Origin of the sequence: Achromobacter anxifer, assembly GCF_903652925.1 — a bacterium.
Lineage (GTDB): Bacteria > Pseudomonadota > Gammaproteobacteria > Burkholderiales > Burkholderiaceae_B > Achromobacter > Achromobacter anxifer.
In genome coordinates this window covers 324,162-338,138 of record NZ_CAHLAR010000007.1, presented here as the reverse complement: position 1 = coordinate 338,138, position 13,977 = coordinate 324,162, and the positions used below count along the sequence as shown (strand labels likewise).

The 13,977-nt window shown below is 65.3% G+C and carries 14 protein-coding genes and 2 tRNA genes; 3 read left to right on the top strand and 13 right to left on the bottom strand.

Features of this window, described 5'->3' with window-relative positions; genetic code table 11:
- Positions 1-36: 36 nt before the first annotated feature.
- Positions 37-927 (bottom strand): AraC family transcriptional regulator, encoded by an 891-nt coding sequence (locus HWY37_RS23090; protein WP_176089937.1) that lies wholly within the window; start codon positions 925-927, stop codon positions 37-39.
- A gap of 155 nt (positions 928-1,082) precedes the next feature.
- Between HWY37_RS23090 and HWY37_RS23085 the strand changes: the two genes are divergently transcribed.
- Entirely contained in the window at positions 1,083-1,976 is an 894-nt protein-coding gene (locus HWY37_RS23085; RefSeq protein WP_176089936.1) for a DMT family transporter, read from the top strand.
- Positions 1,977-1,997: 21 nt separating this feature from the next.
- Here the strand turns inward: HWY37_RS23085 and HWY37_RS23080 are convergent, their stop codons facing one another.
- The 10 genes from HWY37_RS23080 to petA all read right to left on the bottom strand — a co-directional run bounded on the left by HWY37_RS23080 (position 1,998) and on the right by petA (position 9,979).
- The gene (locus HWY37_RS23080; RefSeq protein WP_175208980.1) at positions 1,998-3,194 is read right to left on the bottom strand and encodes an aminotransferase class V-fold PLP-dependent enzyme; all 1,197 of its coding nucleotides are present in this window, start codon (positions 3,192-3,194) and stop codon (positions 1,998-2,000) included.
- A 25-nt stretch (positions 3,195-3,219) separates the two neighbouring features.
- Positions 3,220-3,693 (bottom strand): RidA family protein, encoded by a 474-nt coding sequence (locus HWY37_RS23075; RefSeq protein ID WP_175208979.1) that lies wholly within the window; start codon positions 3,691-3,693, stop codon positions 3,220-3,222.
- A 97-nt stretch (positions 3,694-3,790) separates the two neighbouring features.
- On the bottom strand, positions 3,791-4,705 hold the full coding sequence (gene gcvA / locus HWY37_RS23070; RefSeq protein WP_258129575.1) for a transcriptional regulator GcvA: 915 nt from the start codon (positions 4,703-4,705) through the stop codon (positions 3,791-3,793).
- Positions 4,706-4,839: 134 nt separating this feature from the next.
- Positions 4,840-4,915: transfer RNA gene (locus HWY37_RS23065), tRNA-Asn, on the bottom strand.
- A 722-nt stretch (positions 4,916-5,637) separates the two neighbouring features.
- A tRNA-Thr gene (locus HWY37_RS23060) sits at positions 5,638-5,713 on the bottom strand.
- Between the two features lie 68 nt (positions 5,714-5,781).
- Entirely contained in the window at positions 5,782-6,228 is a 447-nt protein-coding gene (locus tag HWY37_RS23055) for a ClpXP protease specificity-enhancing factor (protein WP_175208977.1), read from the bottom strand.
- A gap of 12 nt (positions 6,229-6,240) precedes the next feature.
- Entirely contained in the window at positions 6,241-6,852 is a 612-nt protein-coding gene (locus HWY37_RS23050) for a glutathione S-transferase N-terminal domain-containing protein (protein WP_006388039.1), read from the bottom strand.
- Positions 6,853-7,006: 154 nt separating this feature from the next.
- Positions 7,007-7,858 carry a cytochrome c1 gene (locus tag HWY37_RS23045; RefSeq protein ID WP_175208976.1) on the bottom strand — a complete coding sequence of 284 codons (852 nt, stop codon included), beginning with the start codon at positions 7,856-7,858 and terminating at the stop codon, positions 7,007-7,009.
- A gap of 23 nt (positions 7,859-7,881) precedes the next feature.
- On the bottom strand, positions 7,882-9,270 hold the full coding sequence (locus HWY37_RS23040) for a cytochrome b (protein WP_175208975.1): 1,389 nt from the start codon (positions 9,268-9,270) through the stop codon (positions 7,882-7,884).
- Between the two features lie 73 nt (positions 9,271-9,343).
- Positions 9,344-9,979 (bottom strand): ubiquinol-cytochrome c reductase iron-sulfur subunit, encoded by a 636-nt coding sequence (petA, locus tag HWY37_RS23035; protein WP_175208974.1) that lies wholly within the window; start codon positions 9,977-9,979, stop codon positions 9,344-9,346.
- A gap of 140 nt (positions 9,980-10,119) precedes the next feature.
- Here petA and mscL point away from each other — a divergent pair, with 140 nt between their 5' ends.
- Positions 10,120-10,569, top strand: coding sequence for a large conductance mechanosensitive channel protein MscL (gene mscL / locus HWY37_RS23030; protein WP_175208973.1), 450 nt, complete (start codon positions 10,120-10,122; stop codon positions 10,567-10,569).
- A 106-nt stretch (positions 10,570-10,675) separates the two neighbouring features.
- On the opposite strand, the gene HWY37_RS23025 is transcribed toward mscL, so the two are convergent.
- Positions 10,676-11,443, bottom strand: a complete 768-nt coding sequence (locus HWY37_RS23025; RefSeq protein ID WP_175208972.1) for an aldolase — start codon at positions 11,441-11,443, stop codon at positions 10,676-10,678.
- A 146-nt stretch (positions 11,444-11,589) separates the two neighbouring features.
- Here HWY37_RS23025 and HWY37_RS23020 point away from each other — a divergent pair, with 146 nt between their 5' ends.
- The gene (locus HWY37_RS23020) at positions 11,590-12,618 is read left to right on the top strand and encodes an AraC family transcriptional regulator (RefSeq protein WP_176089935.1); all 1,029 of its coding nucleotides are present in this window, start codon (positions 11,590-11,592) and stop codon (positions 12,616-12,618) included.
- Between the two features lie 17 nt (positions 12,619-12,635).
- On the opposite strand, the gene HWY37_RS23015 is transcribed toward HWY37_RS23020, so the two are convergent.
- Positions 12,636-13,967: an MFS transporter gene (locus HWY37_RS23015; protein ID WP_175208970.1), complete on the bottom strand. Its 1,332-nt coding sequence runs from the start codon at positions 13,965-13,967 to the stop codon at positions 12,636-12,638.
- Positions 13,968-13,977 lie beyond the last annotated feature (10 nt).

Genomic DNA, 13,977 nt, shown 5'->3' with positions numbered 1-13,977 from the left:
CCGGGCCGATCGGGAAACGGGGCCGTAGCGCCCGGTTCAGTGGCGGGCGCGGGCGCTGCGGTATTGGCCGGGGGTGACGCCGGTGGCCTCGCGGAACACCCGCGCCAGGTGGCTGGCGTTGCCGAAGCCGCTGGCCTGGGCGATACCGGCGAGATCGCGCTTGCCGGTCGTCAGCAGCGTGCGCGCATGCGCCAGCCGCCGCGCGCGCACCCAGGCGTGCGGCGGTTCGCCGAAGGAGGCGTGGAACATGCGGGCGAAGTGGTAGGTGGACAGCGCCGCCACGCCCGCCAGCTGGTCCAGCGTGAGCGGTTCGGCCAGGTGCGCGTCGACGTAGTCCATGATGCGCCGGCGCACGGCGGGCGCCAGGCCGCCGCGCAGCGTAGCCGAGGGCTTGCGCGCCACGCCCTGGTTCAGTAGGTGGTGCAGCACGGTCTCGGCCGCGCTGCTGGCCGCCAGCCGGTCGGCGGGCTGGTTCCAGTCGGTGCCGAGCAGTTGCCGGCACACGTCGATCAGCGATTCGTCGTGGATGTAGGTGCGGTCGCGCAGTTCCAGCGTGCGGGGCTCGCAGTCCAGCCGCATGACGGCTTCGCGCGCCAGCCGCTCCGGCGCGATGTAAAGGTGCAGGAAGTGCACGCTGTCGTTCATGCTCCAGCGCGAGTAGTGTTCCGAAGGCAGCACGCAGAACTTGCCTGCGCCGCCGTGCAGCGCATCCTGGCCTACGCGGAACGACTTGTCGCCGCCGCGCAAGTAAAGCGACAGGGTGTGATGGCCGGGGTTGTCGTAGCCCAGGGTCTCGTGGGCGCTGCGCGACCATTGCGAGATGGCGATGCCTTCGCCCAGCGCGGCAGCCCGCTCCAGCGTCGCGGTGGAGCTCGCCAGGGTGCGGAAGACGGAGAAATCGGCGGGAGCCGAGGCGGTGGTGGCCATAGGATCCAAATGCTACTGCGATCTCGCGCGGGACGCGCGCGCGCAGGGAAGAAAACCGCAAGAACCGGCAATCCTGGCCGTGCCGGCAGGTGCAAACTAGGTTCCCGGGCGGTTTCCTGGACCGCCGTTCCGCGTCCCTGTATCAGCCTCGCATCGTGAACCTCTTCCTGTATTTCCTCACTGTCGTCATCTGGGGCACCACCTGGATCGCCATCAAGCTCCAGCTGGGCGTGGTGGCCATACCCGTGTCCATCTTCTACCGTTTTGCGCTGGCGGGCCTGATTCTGTTCGTGATCCTGGCGCTGACCCGCAAGCTGCAGAAAATGGACCGGCGCGGCCACTGGCTGTGCGTGGGCCAGGGCCTGTGCCTGTTCTGCCTGAATTTCCTGTGCTTCTACACGGCGACCCAATGGATCCCCAGCGGCCTGGTGTCGGTGGTGTTCTCGGCGGCGACGCTGTGGAACGCGTTGAACGCCCGCCTGTGGTTCGGCACCCGCGTCGCGCCGCGCGTGATGCTGGCCGGCGCGATGGGCTTTTCCGGCCTGGTGCTTCTGTTCTGGCCGGAACTGGCTGGCCAGCAGGCCAGCCACGAAACCCTGCTGGGGCTGGGATTCGCGCTGCTGGGCACATTCTGCTTTTCCACCGGCAACATGCTGTCGTCGCTGCAACAGCGCGCCGGCATCCGGCCTCTGACCGGCAACGCCTACAGCATGCTTTATGGTGCGGCCATCCTGCTGGCAGGTTGCGTGGCGGCGGGCCTGCCGTTCGAGTTCGACACCTCGACGTCCTATGTGGGCGCGCTGCTCTATCTGGCCATTCCCGGGTCCGTGATCGGCTTCACCGCCTATCTGACGCTGGTGGGGCGCATGGGGCCGGCGCGCGCGGCCTACTGCACCGTGCTGTTCCCGGTCGTGGCCCTGAGCGTGTCCACCTTTGCCGAAGGCTACCAATGGACGGCGCCGGCCCTGCTGGGCCTGGCGCTGGTGATGCTGGGCAATCTGCTGGTCTTTACGAAGTGGACGCCGTTCGCGCGGCGCGCGGTGGCCTGACGGGCGCCGCCATGCCCTGGCTCAGCGGGCCAGGGCGCGCAGTCCATCCAGCAGGCGGTCGATTTCCGCGTCGTTGGTCAGATAGCTGACCGAAGCCCGCGCAATCTGCGTCAGGCCGCGCGCCTGCATGTCCAGCGGCGTGTAGGGCACGCCGTTGCTGCCGATGGTGACGCCCTGCGCCGCCATGGCGCGTTGCACCGATACCGCGTCCTGGCCGGCCAGATTGAAGGCCACCAGGCCCGAGCGCTCGCGGCCCTGGTCCAGCACGGTGATGCCGGGTATGGCTGCCAGTTCCGCGCGCAGGGCGCGGGCCGTGGCGTCGATGCGCGCCCGGATGGCCGGCAGGCCGAGGTCCAGGGCTTCCTGCAAGGCATTGGCCAGGCCGCAGCGCAGCGCTAGCGAGGCTTCCGCCGATTCCAGGCGGGCGGCGTCCTGCCGCAGCACCGGCTCGCCGTCCGCGCCCAGCGGGGCGGAATGCGTGTCGACGAAGGCGGGCGTGAGTTGCTCCAGGAAGCCGCGCCGCACATACAACAGGCCGGTGCCGCGCGGGCCGCGCAAAGCCTTGCGGCCGGCCCCGCTCAAGACGTCGCAGCCGATCTGCGCCACGTCCACCGGCAGTTGGCCGACGGCTTGCGCCGCGTCCACGAAGTACGGAATGCCGTGGCGTCGCGCCACGCTGCCGATGGCGGCGGCGGGATTGATCAGGCCGCCGTTGGCCGGCAGCCAGGTCAGCGCGATCAGGCGCACCCGTTCGTCCAGCATGGTCTCCAGCGCCTGCGCGTCCACGCAGCCGCTGTCGTCCGAGGGTATGGTCTCCAGCGTGGCGCCGGCGCGCTGCGCCTTCAGGCGCATGGCCGCCAGGTTGCCGCCCCATTCGTGGCGGCCCACCAGAATGCGGTCGCCGGGGCGCCACGGCGCCAGCGCCGCGAACGCCGCGCCCCAGCCCGGCGAATTGCCGCCAGTCAGCGCGATTTCGGCGGGCTCTGCATTGAGCAGCCGGGCCGCCAGCGCGCGGGCCTTTTCCGTCAGCTCCCGCGAAGCCACGCCGGCCTCCATCGGGCCTTGCGTGGCCTCGCGCTGCAGATGCGCATGGATGGCTTGCAGCGTGGCGGCTGAAGGCAGCGACGCGCCCGCATGATTGAAGTGGACGGTGGTCTGTGCGCCGGGAGTCTGGGCGCGCAACGCTTCCACGGCGCTGGGGGTCAGGGGGGCGGACATGGCTGCTCCGGCTTGGGTATGAAGATCAGGCTTGCGTCAGCGCGATGACGGCTTCGACTTCCACCGCCACGCCCTGCGGCAGGGACGCCACGCCGACGGCGCTGCGCGCATGGCGGCCGGCATCGCCGAACACCTCGACCATCAGGTCCGAGGCGCCGTTGGCGATGGCGCTCTGGCGATTGAAGTCCGGCGTGCTGGCCACGAATACGCCCAGGCGCACCACGCGCGCCACGCGGTCCAGCTTGTCGCCGGTGGCGGCGGCGATTTGCGACAGCAGTCCCAGCGCCGACAGGCGCGCCGCTTCCACGCCATCGGCGTCGGAGATCTGGTCGCCCAGGCGGCCCAGATAGGCGGCCTTGCCGCCCTTGCGGGAGATCTGGCCAGAGATGTACAGCAGGTTGCCTTCCTGCACGAAGGGCACGTAGTTGGCGGCGGGCGCGGAGGCGGCTTCCAGGGTCAGGCCAAGTTCGGCCACGCGGCCGGAGATCGAGCGGGTCATGAAGGGGCTCCTGAATGGGGAGAAATGGGTACTCCCCATGCTATCGGCCGTGGCTGCCCCTGACCAATCAATTTTCACGCAGTACACATGAGCAAAACTAATGTGTGTCGTCCAGCACAGCGGCTTCCTGCGCCAACCAGGCATGGAAACGTTGCGCCGCGTCGCCCAGCGAGCCGCGCGGCGTCACGTACCACCAGCCGATGCGGGGCGCCTCCAGCGCGGAGCCAGGCAGCGCCTCGACCAGCGCGCCGCTGGCCAGCTGGGCGCCGATCAGGCGGTGGCGTCCCATCGCCATGCCCTGCCCCGCCAGCGCGGCCTCCACTACGATGTTGTAGTCGTGCAGGCGCACGGGCTGCACGCCGCCCAGGTCCACGCCGTGATGCCGCGCCCAGGCGTCCCATTCGAAGGGATGGCGGGCATGCGAGGCCAGCAGCGGAAAGCGCAGCAGGTCCTGCGGCGCGCGCGGCCGCTTGCGGCCCGCGATCAGCGCGGGGGCGCAGACCACCGACAGGCGTTCCGTCATGATCAGCCGCGCGCGCACGCCGGGCCACACGCCGCGGCCGTAGCGGATGGCGACGTCGACCTCGCCGCCCGCAACGTCGGCCAAGCCGATGTCTGGCTGCAATTGCAGATCGATGTCCGGATGCGCTTCGGCAAACGCCGCCAGGCGCGGCGCCAGCCAGCGCGTGGCAAACGAAGCCAGCAGCCCGACGCGCAGCGTCTGGCGCGCCTTCGCGGGCGCCCGCAGCTCGTCGGTGCCCTGGCGCAGCAGTTCGAAGGCCGCGTGCACGCGTTCGTAGTAGGCCTGTCCGGCCGCGGTCAGCGCCACGGCGCGCGTGCGCCTTTCGAACAGCGCCACGCCCAGCTCCGCTTCCAGGCGCTGGATGTGGTGGCTGACCGCGCTCTGCGTCACGAAGAGTTCCTGCGCAGCCAGCGAAAAGCTCATGCGCCGCGCAGCCGCTTCAAAGGCGCGCAGGGAAACCAGGGCAGGCAAGGATCGCGCGGAACGCATGGAGACAGGCGAAGTGGTGATGAGGGAATGCGCATCATCGTACGCCGCGCGCGGCTCGGCAAACAGGCGCGTGCGCCGCGTCCAAATGCAAAAGGCCCGCAAACAAGTTGCGGGCCCTTCAGTACTGCATTCTTTGGCTCCCCGAGCTGGGCTCGAACCAGCGACCTGCGGATTAACAGTCCGTCGCTCTACCGACTGAGCTATCGGGGAACAGGTAGAGGGGGCGAATTATGCACAAAAAATCGGAAGAATGCAAAACGGGGTGGGCGAGAGGGTCTGACGCCAGTTTTTTTGCTGGCACGCCAAGGCGCGCACATGCGCGCGCCGGGTACTTGCAGTACCGGAACCCTGTCCAAGCGGAGTTCGGGCAGGAACCATTCTTTGCAGTGCGGAGGGCGGACCCGCTTCCTCAATGGCTCCTTGCCGGATACCCGTGCTTCCCGTTGTGATGGCGCGCAAGGCGGCGAACCTGCGCTGCGGTATAGCCCTATTCATGCACCAGCTCCACACGGAGTTGGTCTTCGGTTCTGTGCTGGCTCGACATCACCAACGGTGTCTTGCCATCCATGATTCAAAGAGAGATTCGCACCAGCTCTTCACCGCGGCGGTTCCGGCAACGAGGATAGGCGGTCCGTTGAACAGGACTTCTTTGGGCCACCTCTTTTGCCAGAGGCGCTTTTGCCGCGTTCCGGGGAGATGATTTGTGTGCATGGAGAACCGCGCCTCCTTGGGGCAGGACTTGACGCGATTGTAGGCAGCGATTTCGTGGGTAGGCCCGGTTTCGGTGTTCCGGGTCGTGTTTATAGGACAAAGCGCAATGCGCTGACGCTGGGCCTGGCTTTCCGTTCCGATTCCGGGCAACAAAAAACCCGCGCCGTCATAGCCGGAGCGGGTTTTTCAGATCGTCTCGGGACGGATCCGCGGAGTGAATCTGGTGCCGGTGAAAGGAATCGAACCCTCGACCTTCTCATTACAAGTGAGCTGCTCTACCAACTGAGCTACACCGGCGCTGCGTGCCGGGGCACGCGCAGGGTCTGCATTGTAATGAAAAAAATGCAGGCCCTGCGGGGCAGGTTTTATTTGACGATGGTCAGGCGCGGACGCTTGGGTTCGTCGTCTCCGCCGTCGTCGCCGGAGGGGGCGTCGGCGTCGGAGCCTTCGGGCGCGGCGGGGGCCGTCGCGCCCTGGGCGCCCGCTTCCGGCGGTTCGTAGGGCTGCACTTCAAAGCCCATGCCTGCGCCGGTTTCGCGCGCGTAGATGGCGCTGACGGCGCCCACGGGGACGTAGACGTTTTCGGTCACGCCGCTGAAGCGGGCCTGGAATTCGATGAATTCGTTGCCCAGCACCAGGCGGTTGGTGGCCAGCGTGCCCACGTTCAGCGTGATCTGGCCGTCGCGCACATGGGCGACGGGCACCATGGTGTGCTCGTCGACTTGCACGGTGATGTAGGGCGTGTAGCCGTTATCGGTGCACCATTCGTGCAGCGCGCGGATCAGGTACGGTTTGGTTGAAGTTTCACCCATCACGCAACAGCCTTAGCGACGCATCACTTTTTCCGAAGGCGTCAGCGCTTCGATGTAGGCCGGACGCGAGAAGATGCGTTCGGCGTACTTTTGCAGCGGAGCCGCGTTCTTGGGCAGTTCGATGCCGTAGTGGTCCAGGCGCCACAGCAGCGGAGCCACGGCCACGTCGAGCATGGAGAATTCCTCGCCCAGCATGTACTTGTTCTTCAGCAGCATGGGAGCCAGTTGGGCCAGGCGGTCACGGATGTTCTGGCGCGCGTTGGCCAGCTTCTTCTCGTCGGGCTTGGCGCTGCGGTCTTCCAGCGTCGAGACGTGAACGAACAGTTCCTTCTCGAAGTTGTAGAGGAACAGGCGGGTGCGGGCGCGCATGACCGGGTCGGCGGGCATGAGCTGCGGATGCGGGAAGCGCTCGTCGATGTACTCGTTGATGATGTTCGACTCGTACAGGACCAGGTCGCGCTCGACCAGAATGGGCACTTGACCGTACGGGTTCATCACCGAGATGTCTTCGGGTTTGTTGTACAGGTCGATGTCGCGGATCTCGAAATCCATGCCTTTCTCGAACAACACGAAGCGGCAGCGTTGCGAAAACGGACACGTGGTTCCGGAATAGAGCACCATCATGGCGGTAAGTCCTTTATTGAAAAACGAAAGGCCAGCGCCTTAATCTAGCAGGCGCTGGCCCCAATTGCCAGGCGGGATAGGCGTACAGCCCTATCCGCAGATTCCGTCCCTATTTGCAATCAGGGACAGATGGAAACCTGGCGGGGCGTTGCGGTTAGCGCACGTGTTTCCAGTACGAGGCATTGAGGCGCCAGGTAACCAGGAAGAACAGCAGCAGGAACAACATGACGCCGACGCCGAGACGGACGCGGAATGTCTGGACGGGTTCGGCCATCCAGGACATGAACGCAGTCAGGTCGGCGACGTCGTTGTCGTATGTTGCGACTTGGGCCGGGTTGGCGGCCTTAAATTTGGCATCGAAGGTGGCATGGCCGTGGTAGTTGGCTACCGGTTCGGCCTTGACCGTGGAAAAACCCTGTGCATCGTACACCGTCGTGACGCGTTCCCAGGTCTTGGGGTCGCCTTCCTTGCCCGCGACCTCGTGCATGGCGACGGTCGTGAGCTCGCGCGGACCCTGCACTTCCCAGAGCGCGTGAGGCATGCCCACCGACGGGAAGACCAGGTTGTTCCAGCCCGTCGGGCGCGAGGTGTCGCGGTAGAAGGTGCGCAGGTAGGTGTAGATGTAGTCGGCGCCCGAGGGGCCGGCGTTCACGGATTTGGCGCGCGCGATCACGGACAAGTCCGGGGGCGTCGTGCCGAACCACTGCTTGGCGTCCTTCGGGGTCATGGCGACGTTCATCATGTCGCCGACCTTTTCGCCGGTGAACAGCAGGCTTTCCTTGATCTGCTGGTCCGTCAGGCCGATGTCCTTGAGCTTGTTGTAGCGCATCGAGGACGCGCTATGGCAGTTCAGGCAGTAGTTGACGAACAGCTTGGCGCCGTTCTGCAGCGACGACATGTCGTTGACGCGGTACGGCGCCTTGTCCAGCGGGTAGCCGCCTTCGGCGGCGAAAGTGGCGGTACACGTGAGCATCAAGGCCACGGCACCAATCAGCTTCTTGATCATGGTTAATCCGTTATCTGGTGGGCTCAGTGAGCGTGGAACGTGACGCGCTCGGGCACTTTCTTGAAGGTGCCCAGGCGGCTCCATACCGGCATCAGGAAGAAGAATGCCAGGTACAGCAGCGTGCCGATTTGCGACGTGAGGTTCAACGGCGGACTGGGCGGCTGCGTACCGATGTAGCCGAGCACCAGGAAGTTGACCATGAAGATGCCGTAGATCCACTTGTGCCAGGTGGGGCGGTAGCGGATCGACTTGACCGGGGAGTGGTCCAGCCAGGGCAGGAAGAACAGGATGACGACCGTGCCGCCCATGGCGACCACGCCCCAGAACTTGGCGTCGATGGCGCGCAGCAGCACGGCCACGACGATCAGGATGCCGGGGACGGCGATGCGCATGAAGCCTTTCAGGTTGCTCTTGACGAGCAGCGCGATGGCGCCCAGGACGGAAGCGCCTGCCAACACCCAGGTGAACTCGTCGGTGGTGGCGCGCAGCATCGAGTAGAACGGCGTGAAGTACCAGACCGGCGCGATGTGCGGAGGCGTCTTCAGCGAGTCAGCGGGGATGAAGTTGTTGAACTCGAGGAAGTAGCCGCCCATTTCCGGCGCGAAGAACACGATGAACGCGAACACGAGCAGGAAGCCGGCCACGCCCATCAGGTCATGCACCGAGTAGAACGGATGGAACGGGATGCCGTCCTTCGGACGTCCGTACTTGTCCTTCGGGCCTTGCTTGATCTCGATGCCGTCCGGGTTGTTCGAGCCGACTTCGTGCAGCGCCACCAGGTGGGCCGCGACCAGGCCGACCAGCACCAGCGGAATGGCGATGACGTGGAAGGCGAAGAAGCGGTTCAGCGTGGCGTCCGACACGACGTAGTCGCCGCGGATCCAGATGGACAGCTCAGGGCCGATGAAGGGAATGGCCGAGAACAGGTTCACGATCACCTGGGCGCCCCAGTAGGACATCTGGCCCCAGGGCAGCAGGTAGCCGAAGAAGGCTTCCGCCATCAGACAGAGGAAGATCGCGACGCCGAAGATCCACACCAGTTCGCGCGGCTTGCGGTACGAGCCGTAGAGCAGCCCGCGCAGCATGTGCAGGTAGACGACGACGAAGAACATCGACGCGCCGGTGGAGTGCATGTAGCGCACCAGCCAGCCCCATGGGACTTCGCGCATGATGTATTCGACGGACTGGAACGCGCGTTCGGCGTCCGGTTTGTAGTGCATGACCAGGAAGATGCCGGTCACGATCTGCAGCACCAGCACCAGCAGGGCCAGTGAGCCAAAGAAGTACCAGAAGTTGAAGTTCTTCGGTGCGTAGTACTCGGACAGATGGGCTTTCCAGGTGGAGGTCACCGGGAAGCGCCGGTCCAGCCAGCCCAACAGGCCTGTTGTCTCGACGGTTTTCTCGCCAGCCATGTAACGGCTCCTTCTCTAATACGTGGCGTATTGTTTTACTTACGTAATTCGGGAAAAAAGCGCGACGCGAGCGTCAGGCCTTGTTGTCTTCATCGACGCCCACAATGATGCGGGTATCGGTGAGATATTGGTACGGCGGAACTTCGAGGTTGTCGGGAGCGGGCTTGTTCTTGTAGACACGGCCAGCCAGATCGAACGTGGAGCCGTGGCAAGGACAGAGGAAACCTCCCTGCCAGTCGGCGCCCAGGCTGCCGCCCTTTTCGAAGTGAGAGGTGGGCGAGCAACCGAGGTGGGTACAGATGCCGACGCAGACGAAGAGCTCGGGCTTGCGCGAGCGGCCTTCGTTTTCGGCGTATTTGGGAGTGAAGCCGGGGCGCTTGGACTGGGGGTCGGCAAGCAGCGGGTCCTGGGTTTTCAGGCCGGCCAGTTGTTCAGGAGACCGGTGGATGATCCAGACCGGCTTTCCGCGCCATTCAACCGTCTTCATGGTGCCGACGGGAATGTCGCCAACATCTACTTCAACGGGAGCCCCAGCAGCGCGGGCTTTTTCGGAGGGAGAAAACGTGCTCACAAACGGCACTGCCGTTGCGACACCTGCTACGCCACCCACAGCACAGGCGGTGGTAACCCAGAAACGTCGCGAAGGATCAGGTGGCAGGTTGGGATCAACCGCACCGTCATCGTCGTGCACCAGCGTATCCTGACTCATCTTCCTATCCTTGTTGATGCGCCCGCTCTACGAGTAGCATCACTTCTGCGGCATCGGGTTCGCGGGAATTTGTAACAACATAGCAACCGCGTATTATAGCGCCAGCCCACTCACGGGCGTATCACGAAGGGAGTGCTTTTATGAGCAAAGCGACTGGTTTCGTCAAAGAATTTCGAGATTTCGCTGTAAAAGGCAACGCGGTGGACCTGGCGGTTGGTGTCATCATTGGCGCGGCATTCGGCAAGATTGTCGACTCGCTGGTCAAGGACATCGTCATGCCGCTGGTCAACTTCATACTCGGCGGTTCAGTCGATTTTTCAAACAAGTTCCTGGTTCTGTCGATGCCGGCCGGCTACAACGGCCCGATGACCTACGCCGACCTTACCAAGGCCGGCGCCAACGTGTTCGCGTGGGGCAACTTCATCACGATCATCATCAACTTCGTGTTGCTGGCCTTCGTGATCTTCTGGATGGTCAAGGCCATCTACAAGGCTCGCGCCAAGGCCGAGGAAGCGCCGGCCGCACCCGCCGCGACGCCCGAAGACGTGGCGCTGCTGCGCGAAATCCGCGATCTGCTCAAAAAGCCCTGATCCGGCACTGCCGCAGGCCTGGGATTCGCGCTAGGCGGATTTCAAGCCTGCGGCTGGCGGACGTTCCCGCCGGCGTTGCGCCGGTTTCCGCTGAACGCCCCGCCCCTCAGTCCCTTTCCTTCGTCATTTCCCGTTCCACGCGGCGCGCAAACATTGCGAAGCTGGCGCGCACGATGCTGGGCTTCAACAGGAAGTCGTGCGATTCGGCGGCCAGCTCGTCATTCACCGGCTTCACTTCTCCGTATGCGGCCGCGGCCAGCAGCTGATTGCGCGCGGCGCGTTCCATCAGCACCGACAGGTACAGCGCTTCTTCCACGCAGGAGCCCGCGGCCAGGAAGCCGTGGTTGGCCAGCAGGATGCAGCGCTTGTCGCCCAGCGCGGCGGAAATGATCTCGCCTTCCTGGTCGGCGATGGGCAGGCCCGGCCATTCCTTCAGATGGGCGCAATCATTGTGGAACGGCGTCGCGTCCATGTGCGCGACGACCAGCGGCTGGCCCGTCATGGAGAGCGTCGAGACATAGGGCGGGTGCGTGTGGATGATGCATTGCACGTCGGGACGCTGCCGGTAGACCCAGAAATGGAAGCGCACGGCGGGGTTGGGCGTGCCAGGGCCTTCCAGCACCTCCATGTCCTCGTTGATGCGGATGACGGTGCCTGGAACGATCTCGTCGAAGGCATGGGCCATGGGCGTGGTCAGGAACGTGCCGTCGGGCTGGCGCACGGTGATCTGGCCCGCCAGGGTTTCCGAATGGCCTTCGCTGGCGAGGACGCGGCAGCTCAAGGCCATTTTTTCCTGTTCGCTCCAGTTGCCGAAGTCGAGCTTGTTCGCGGAACGCGCAAAAAAGGCGTCGGCATGGGCTTGTTTTTCCAGCATGGGGTCTCCTTGGGGATAATGGCTCAATTACACGCCCGCCTCGCGGCCCTGCAATTGACCGATCACGAACGTGGGTTGATTCAATGCGACAGGAACGCGGGCGCCCTACCGGCCATAGCAGGCCGGCCCGACAGAGTGTCCCGAGCATGCCACGCGCCAGCCAGACCACGAATCCAGCCGCCCGGCCCGCCTGGTCCGAGGCCGACCTCAACTTCGCGCCGCAGTTCCGGCCCTTCTACGCGCAGGAGGTGGCCGGCTACGAGCGCGAACTGGACAAGCTGGTCCTGCCCGGCGAGTTCCGCGCGCTGACCGAGCATCCCCGGCTGCAATTGCAGGCCTGTCGGCTGCGCGCGGGGGGATTGGTGGTGAGCCTGGAGTCCACGCCGATCAGCGTGCACCACCGCGCGGAGCACGCGGCCGATCTGCGGCATGCGGAGTTCCTGGCGAGCTTTGTGATCGCGGGGCATGGCGTCATCGTGCAGAACGAGGCCACCCTGCCGCTGGAGCCCGGCGACATCATCTTCCGCACGACCGCGCTGCCTTCCGAGATCCGCATGTACACCGACTCGCGCATCGTGGTGGTCAAGGGGCCGCTGTCGCGCTTGCTGGGCGCGCACAGCCCGGCGCTGTCCCAGTTCACCGCGCAGCGCGGCGCGGCGGCCCTGCCCATGGTGCAGACGGCGCACCGTTGCCTGCATCACGTGTTCTTCGATCAGGCGGAATCCAATCCCGCGTCGTCGTTGTTCGCCGAGCAGGCGCTGCTCGCGCTGCTGGCCTCGATCTACACCAGCCAGGCGCTGGAGAAGATACCGGGCGATGCGCGCGCGCCGGCCGACAACTGGCAGGTGCTGGCCAGCTATATCGACGCGCACATCACGGATCCGGAGCTCTCGGTGCAGGCGGTGGCGGACGTGCTGCGCGTCACCACGCGCTGGGTGCATCGGCTGTTCAAGATGCGATCGCTGCAATACACCAGCTATGTGCGCGAACGCCGCCTGCAGCTGGCGCGCGAAGCGTTGGAGGATCCGCGGCGCGCGCACGTCGAGGTCAAGGAGATTGCGGCGTCTTGCGGCTTCCAGCATGCGAGCCATTTCATCCGCCGTTTCCATGAGCGCTTCGGCATGTCGCCCGCCCTCTACCGCAAGACATCCAGAAGCGGCGACGCCGGCAACTAGAACCGCGCCGCCGCGCCTTAACCGCGACGCAGGTCCTGCGGCGTGGGCTTCATGAGGAATGCGGACGTGCCCGCGACGATCCCGAGGAATGCCAGGTAGACGCCGACGGGAAGAATGCTGTCGAACTTCTGCACCAGCGTGGCCGAGATCAGCGGCGCCAGGCCGCCGCCGATGGCCGCCGAGAATTGCACGCCGATGGACAGTCCCGAGTAACGCAGCTCCGCGGGAAACTGCGCGCTGTAGAGGCTGGACTGGGGCGCAATCATGATGGCGTAGTTGAAGGCCATGGCGATGAAGACGGCAAGACTGTAGGCCGCCAGCGAACCGCTGCCCACCGCGAGAAAGATGGGGATGGCCATGACACCAAGGAACATGCCGCCCCAGCCGCAAACGCGGCGCGCGCCGATGCGGTCGGCCAGCACGCCGAACAGCGGGATGGTGAACATCAGCACGCCGGCGCCATAGAGCAAGGCGTGCAGCGCGTCGGCGCGGCTGAAGCCCAGCTTGGACACGGCGTAGGACACCGAGAACACGAGGAAGGTATAGATCAGGGTCACCTCGGCGATCTTGCAGCCTATGCACAGCAGCAGCGATTTGCCGTGCTTGCGCAGCAATTCGCCCAGCGGCATCTTGTCTTCCAGCGATTGCCTGGCCTGCGCCTTTTCGCGCTTGACCTGTTCGAACTCCGGCGATTCGTCGATGCCGTGGCGGATGAACAGGCCGACGACGATGAGCACGGCGCTGGCCAGGAACGGCAGGCGCCAGCCCCAGGACAGGAAGTCCTCTTCCGGCAGCCGCGTTACCAGCGCGAAGGAACCCACCGACAGCAGGATGCCCAGGGGCGCGCCCACCAGCGGCAGGCTGCCGAAGAACGCCTTCCATTTCGGCGGCGCATGTTCCACCGCCATCAGCATGGCGCCGCCCATTTCGCCGCCGAACGACAGCCCCTGGCCGATTCGCAGCACCACCAGCAGCACCGCCGCGGTAATGCCGATCTGTTCGTAGGTCGGCAACAGCCCGATGAGCACGGTACAGATGCCCATCAGCAGCAGGCTCAGCGTCAGCATGGACTTGCGGCCGATGCGGTCGCCGAAGTGGCCGAAGAGGATGCCGCCGATGGGACGCGCCAGCATGCCGCTGGCGAACGCGCCAAACGCCGCGAGCGTGCCGGTCGCGGGATCGAACTGCGGGAAGAAGATCTTGTTGAACACCAGCGCGGCGGCGGTGCCGTAGGCGAGGAAGTCGAAGGCTTCCACCGCGGTGCCGATCACGGTCGCCACGGCGACGCGGAACAGGTTCGGCTTCTTGTGTGATTGGGCAATAGGCTGCGCGGCCTGTATGGCGTCCATGTCGTTCCCT

Excerpts from the sequence above, each read along its gene's own strand:
- HWY37_RS23075 (WP_175208979.1), bottom strand. The coding sequence starts at position 3,693 with ATGACCCGCTCGATCTCCGGCCGCGTGGCCGAACTTGGCCTGACCCTG.
- HWY37_RS23090 (WP_176089937.1), bottom strand. The coding sequence starts at position 927 with ATGGCCACCACCGCCTCGGCTCCCGCCGATTTCTCCGTCTTCCGCACC.
- HWY37_RS23050 (WP_006388039.1), bottom strand. The coding sequence starts at position 6,852 with ATGATGGTGCTCTATTCCGGAACCACGTGTCCGTTTTCGCAACGCTGC.
- HWY37_RS23015 (WP_175208970.1), bottom strand. The coding sequence starts at position 13,967 with ATGGACGCCATACAGGCCGCGCAGCCTATTGCCCAATCACACAAGAAG.
- mscL (WP_175208973.1), top strand. The coding sequence starts at position 10,120 with ATGAGCAAAGCGACTGGTTTCGTCAAAGAATTTCGAGATTTCGCTGTA.
- HWY37_RS23080 (WP_175208980.1), bottom strand. The coding sequence starts at position 3,194 with ATGTCCGCCCCCCTGACCCCCAGCGCCGTGGAAGCGTTGCGCGCCCAG.
- HWY37_RS23020 (WP_176089935.1), top strand. The coding sequence starts at position 11,590 with ATGCCACGCGCCAGCCAGACCACGAATCCAGCCGCCCGGCCCGCCTGG.
- HWY37_RS23055 (WP_175208977.1), bottom strand. The coding sequence starts at position 6,228 with ATGGGTGAAACTTCAACCAAACCGTACCTGATCCGCGCGCTGCACGAA.
- petA (WP_175208974.1), bottom strand. The coding sequence starts at position 9,979 with ATGAGTCAGGATACGCTGGTGCACGACGATGACGGTGCGGTTGATCCC.
- HWY37_RS23040 (WP_175208975.1), bottom strand. The coding sequence starts at position 9,270 with ATGGCTGGCGAGAAAACCGTCGAGACAACAGGCCTGTTGGGCTGGCTG.
- HWY37_RS23025 (WP_175208972.1), bottom strand. The coding sequence starts at position 11,443 with ATGCTGGAAAAACAAGCCCATGCCGACGCCTTTTTTGCGCGTTCCGCG.
- gcvA (WP_258129575.1), bottom strand. The coding sequence starts at position 4,705 with ATGCGTTCCGCGCGATCCTTGCCTGCCCTGGTTTCCCTGCGCGCCTTT.
- HWY37_RS23045 (WP_175208976.1), bottom strand. The coding sequence starts at position 7,858 with ATGATCAAGAAGCTGATTGGTGCCGTGGCCTTGATGCTCACGTGTACC.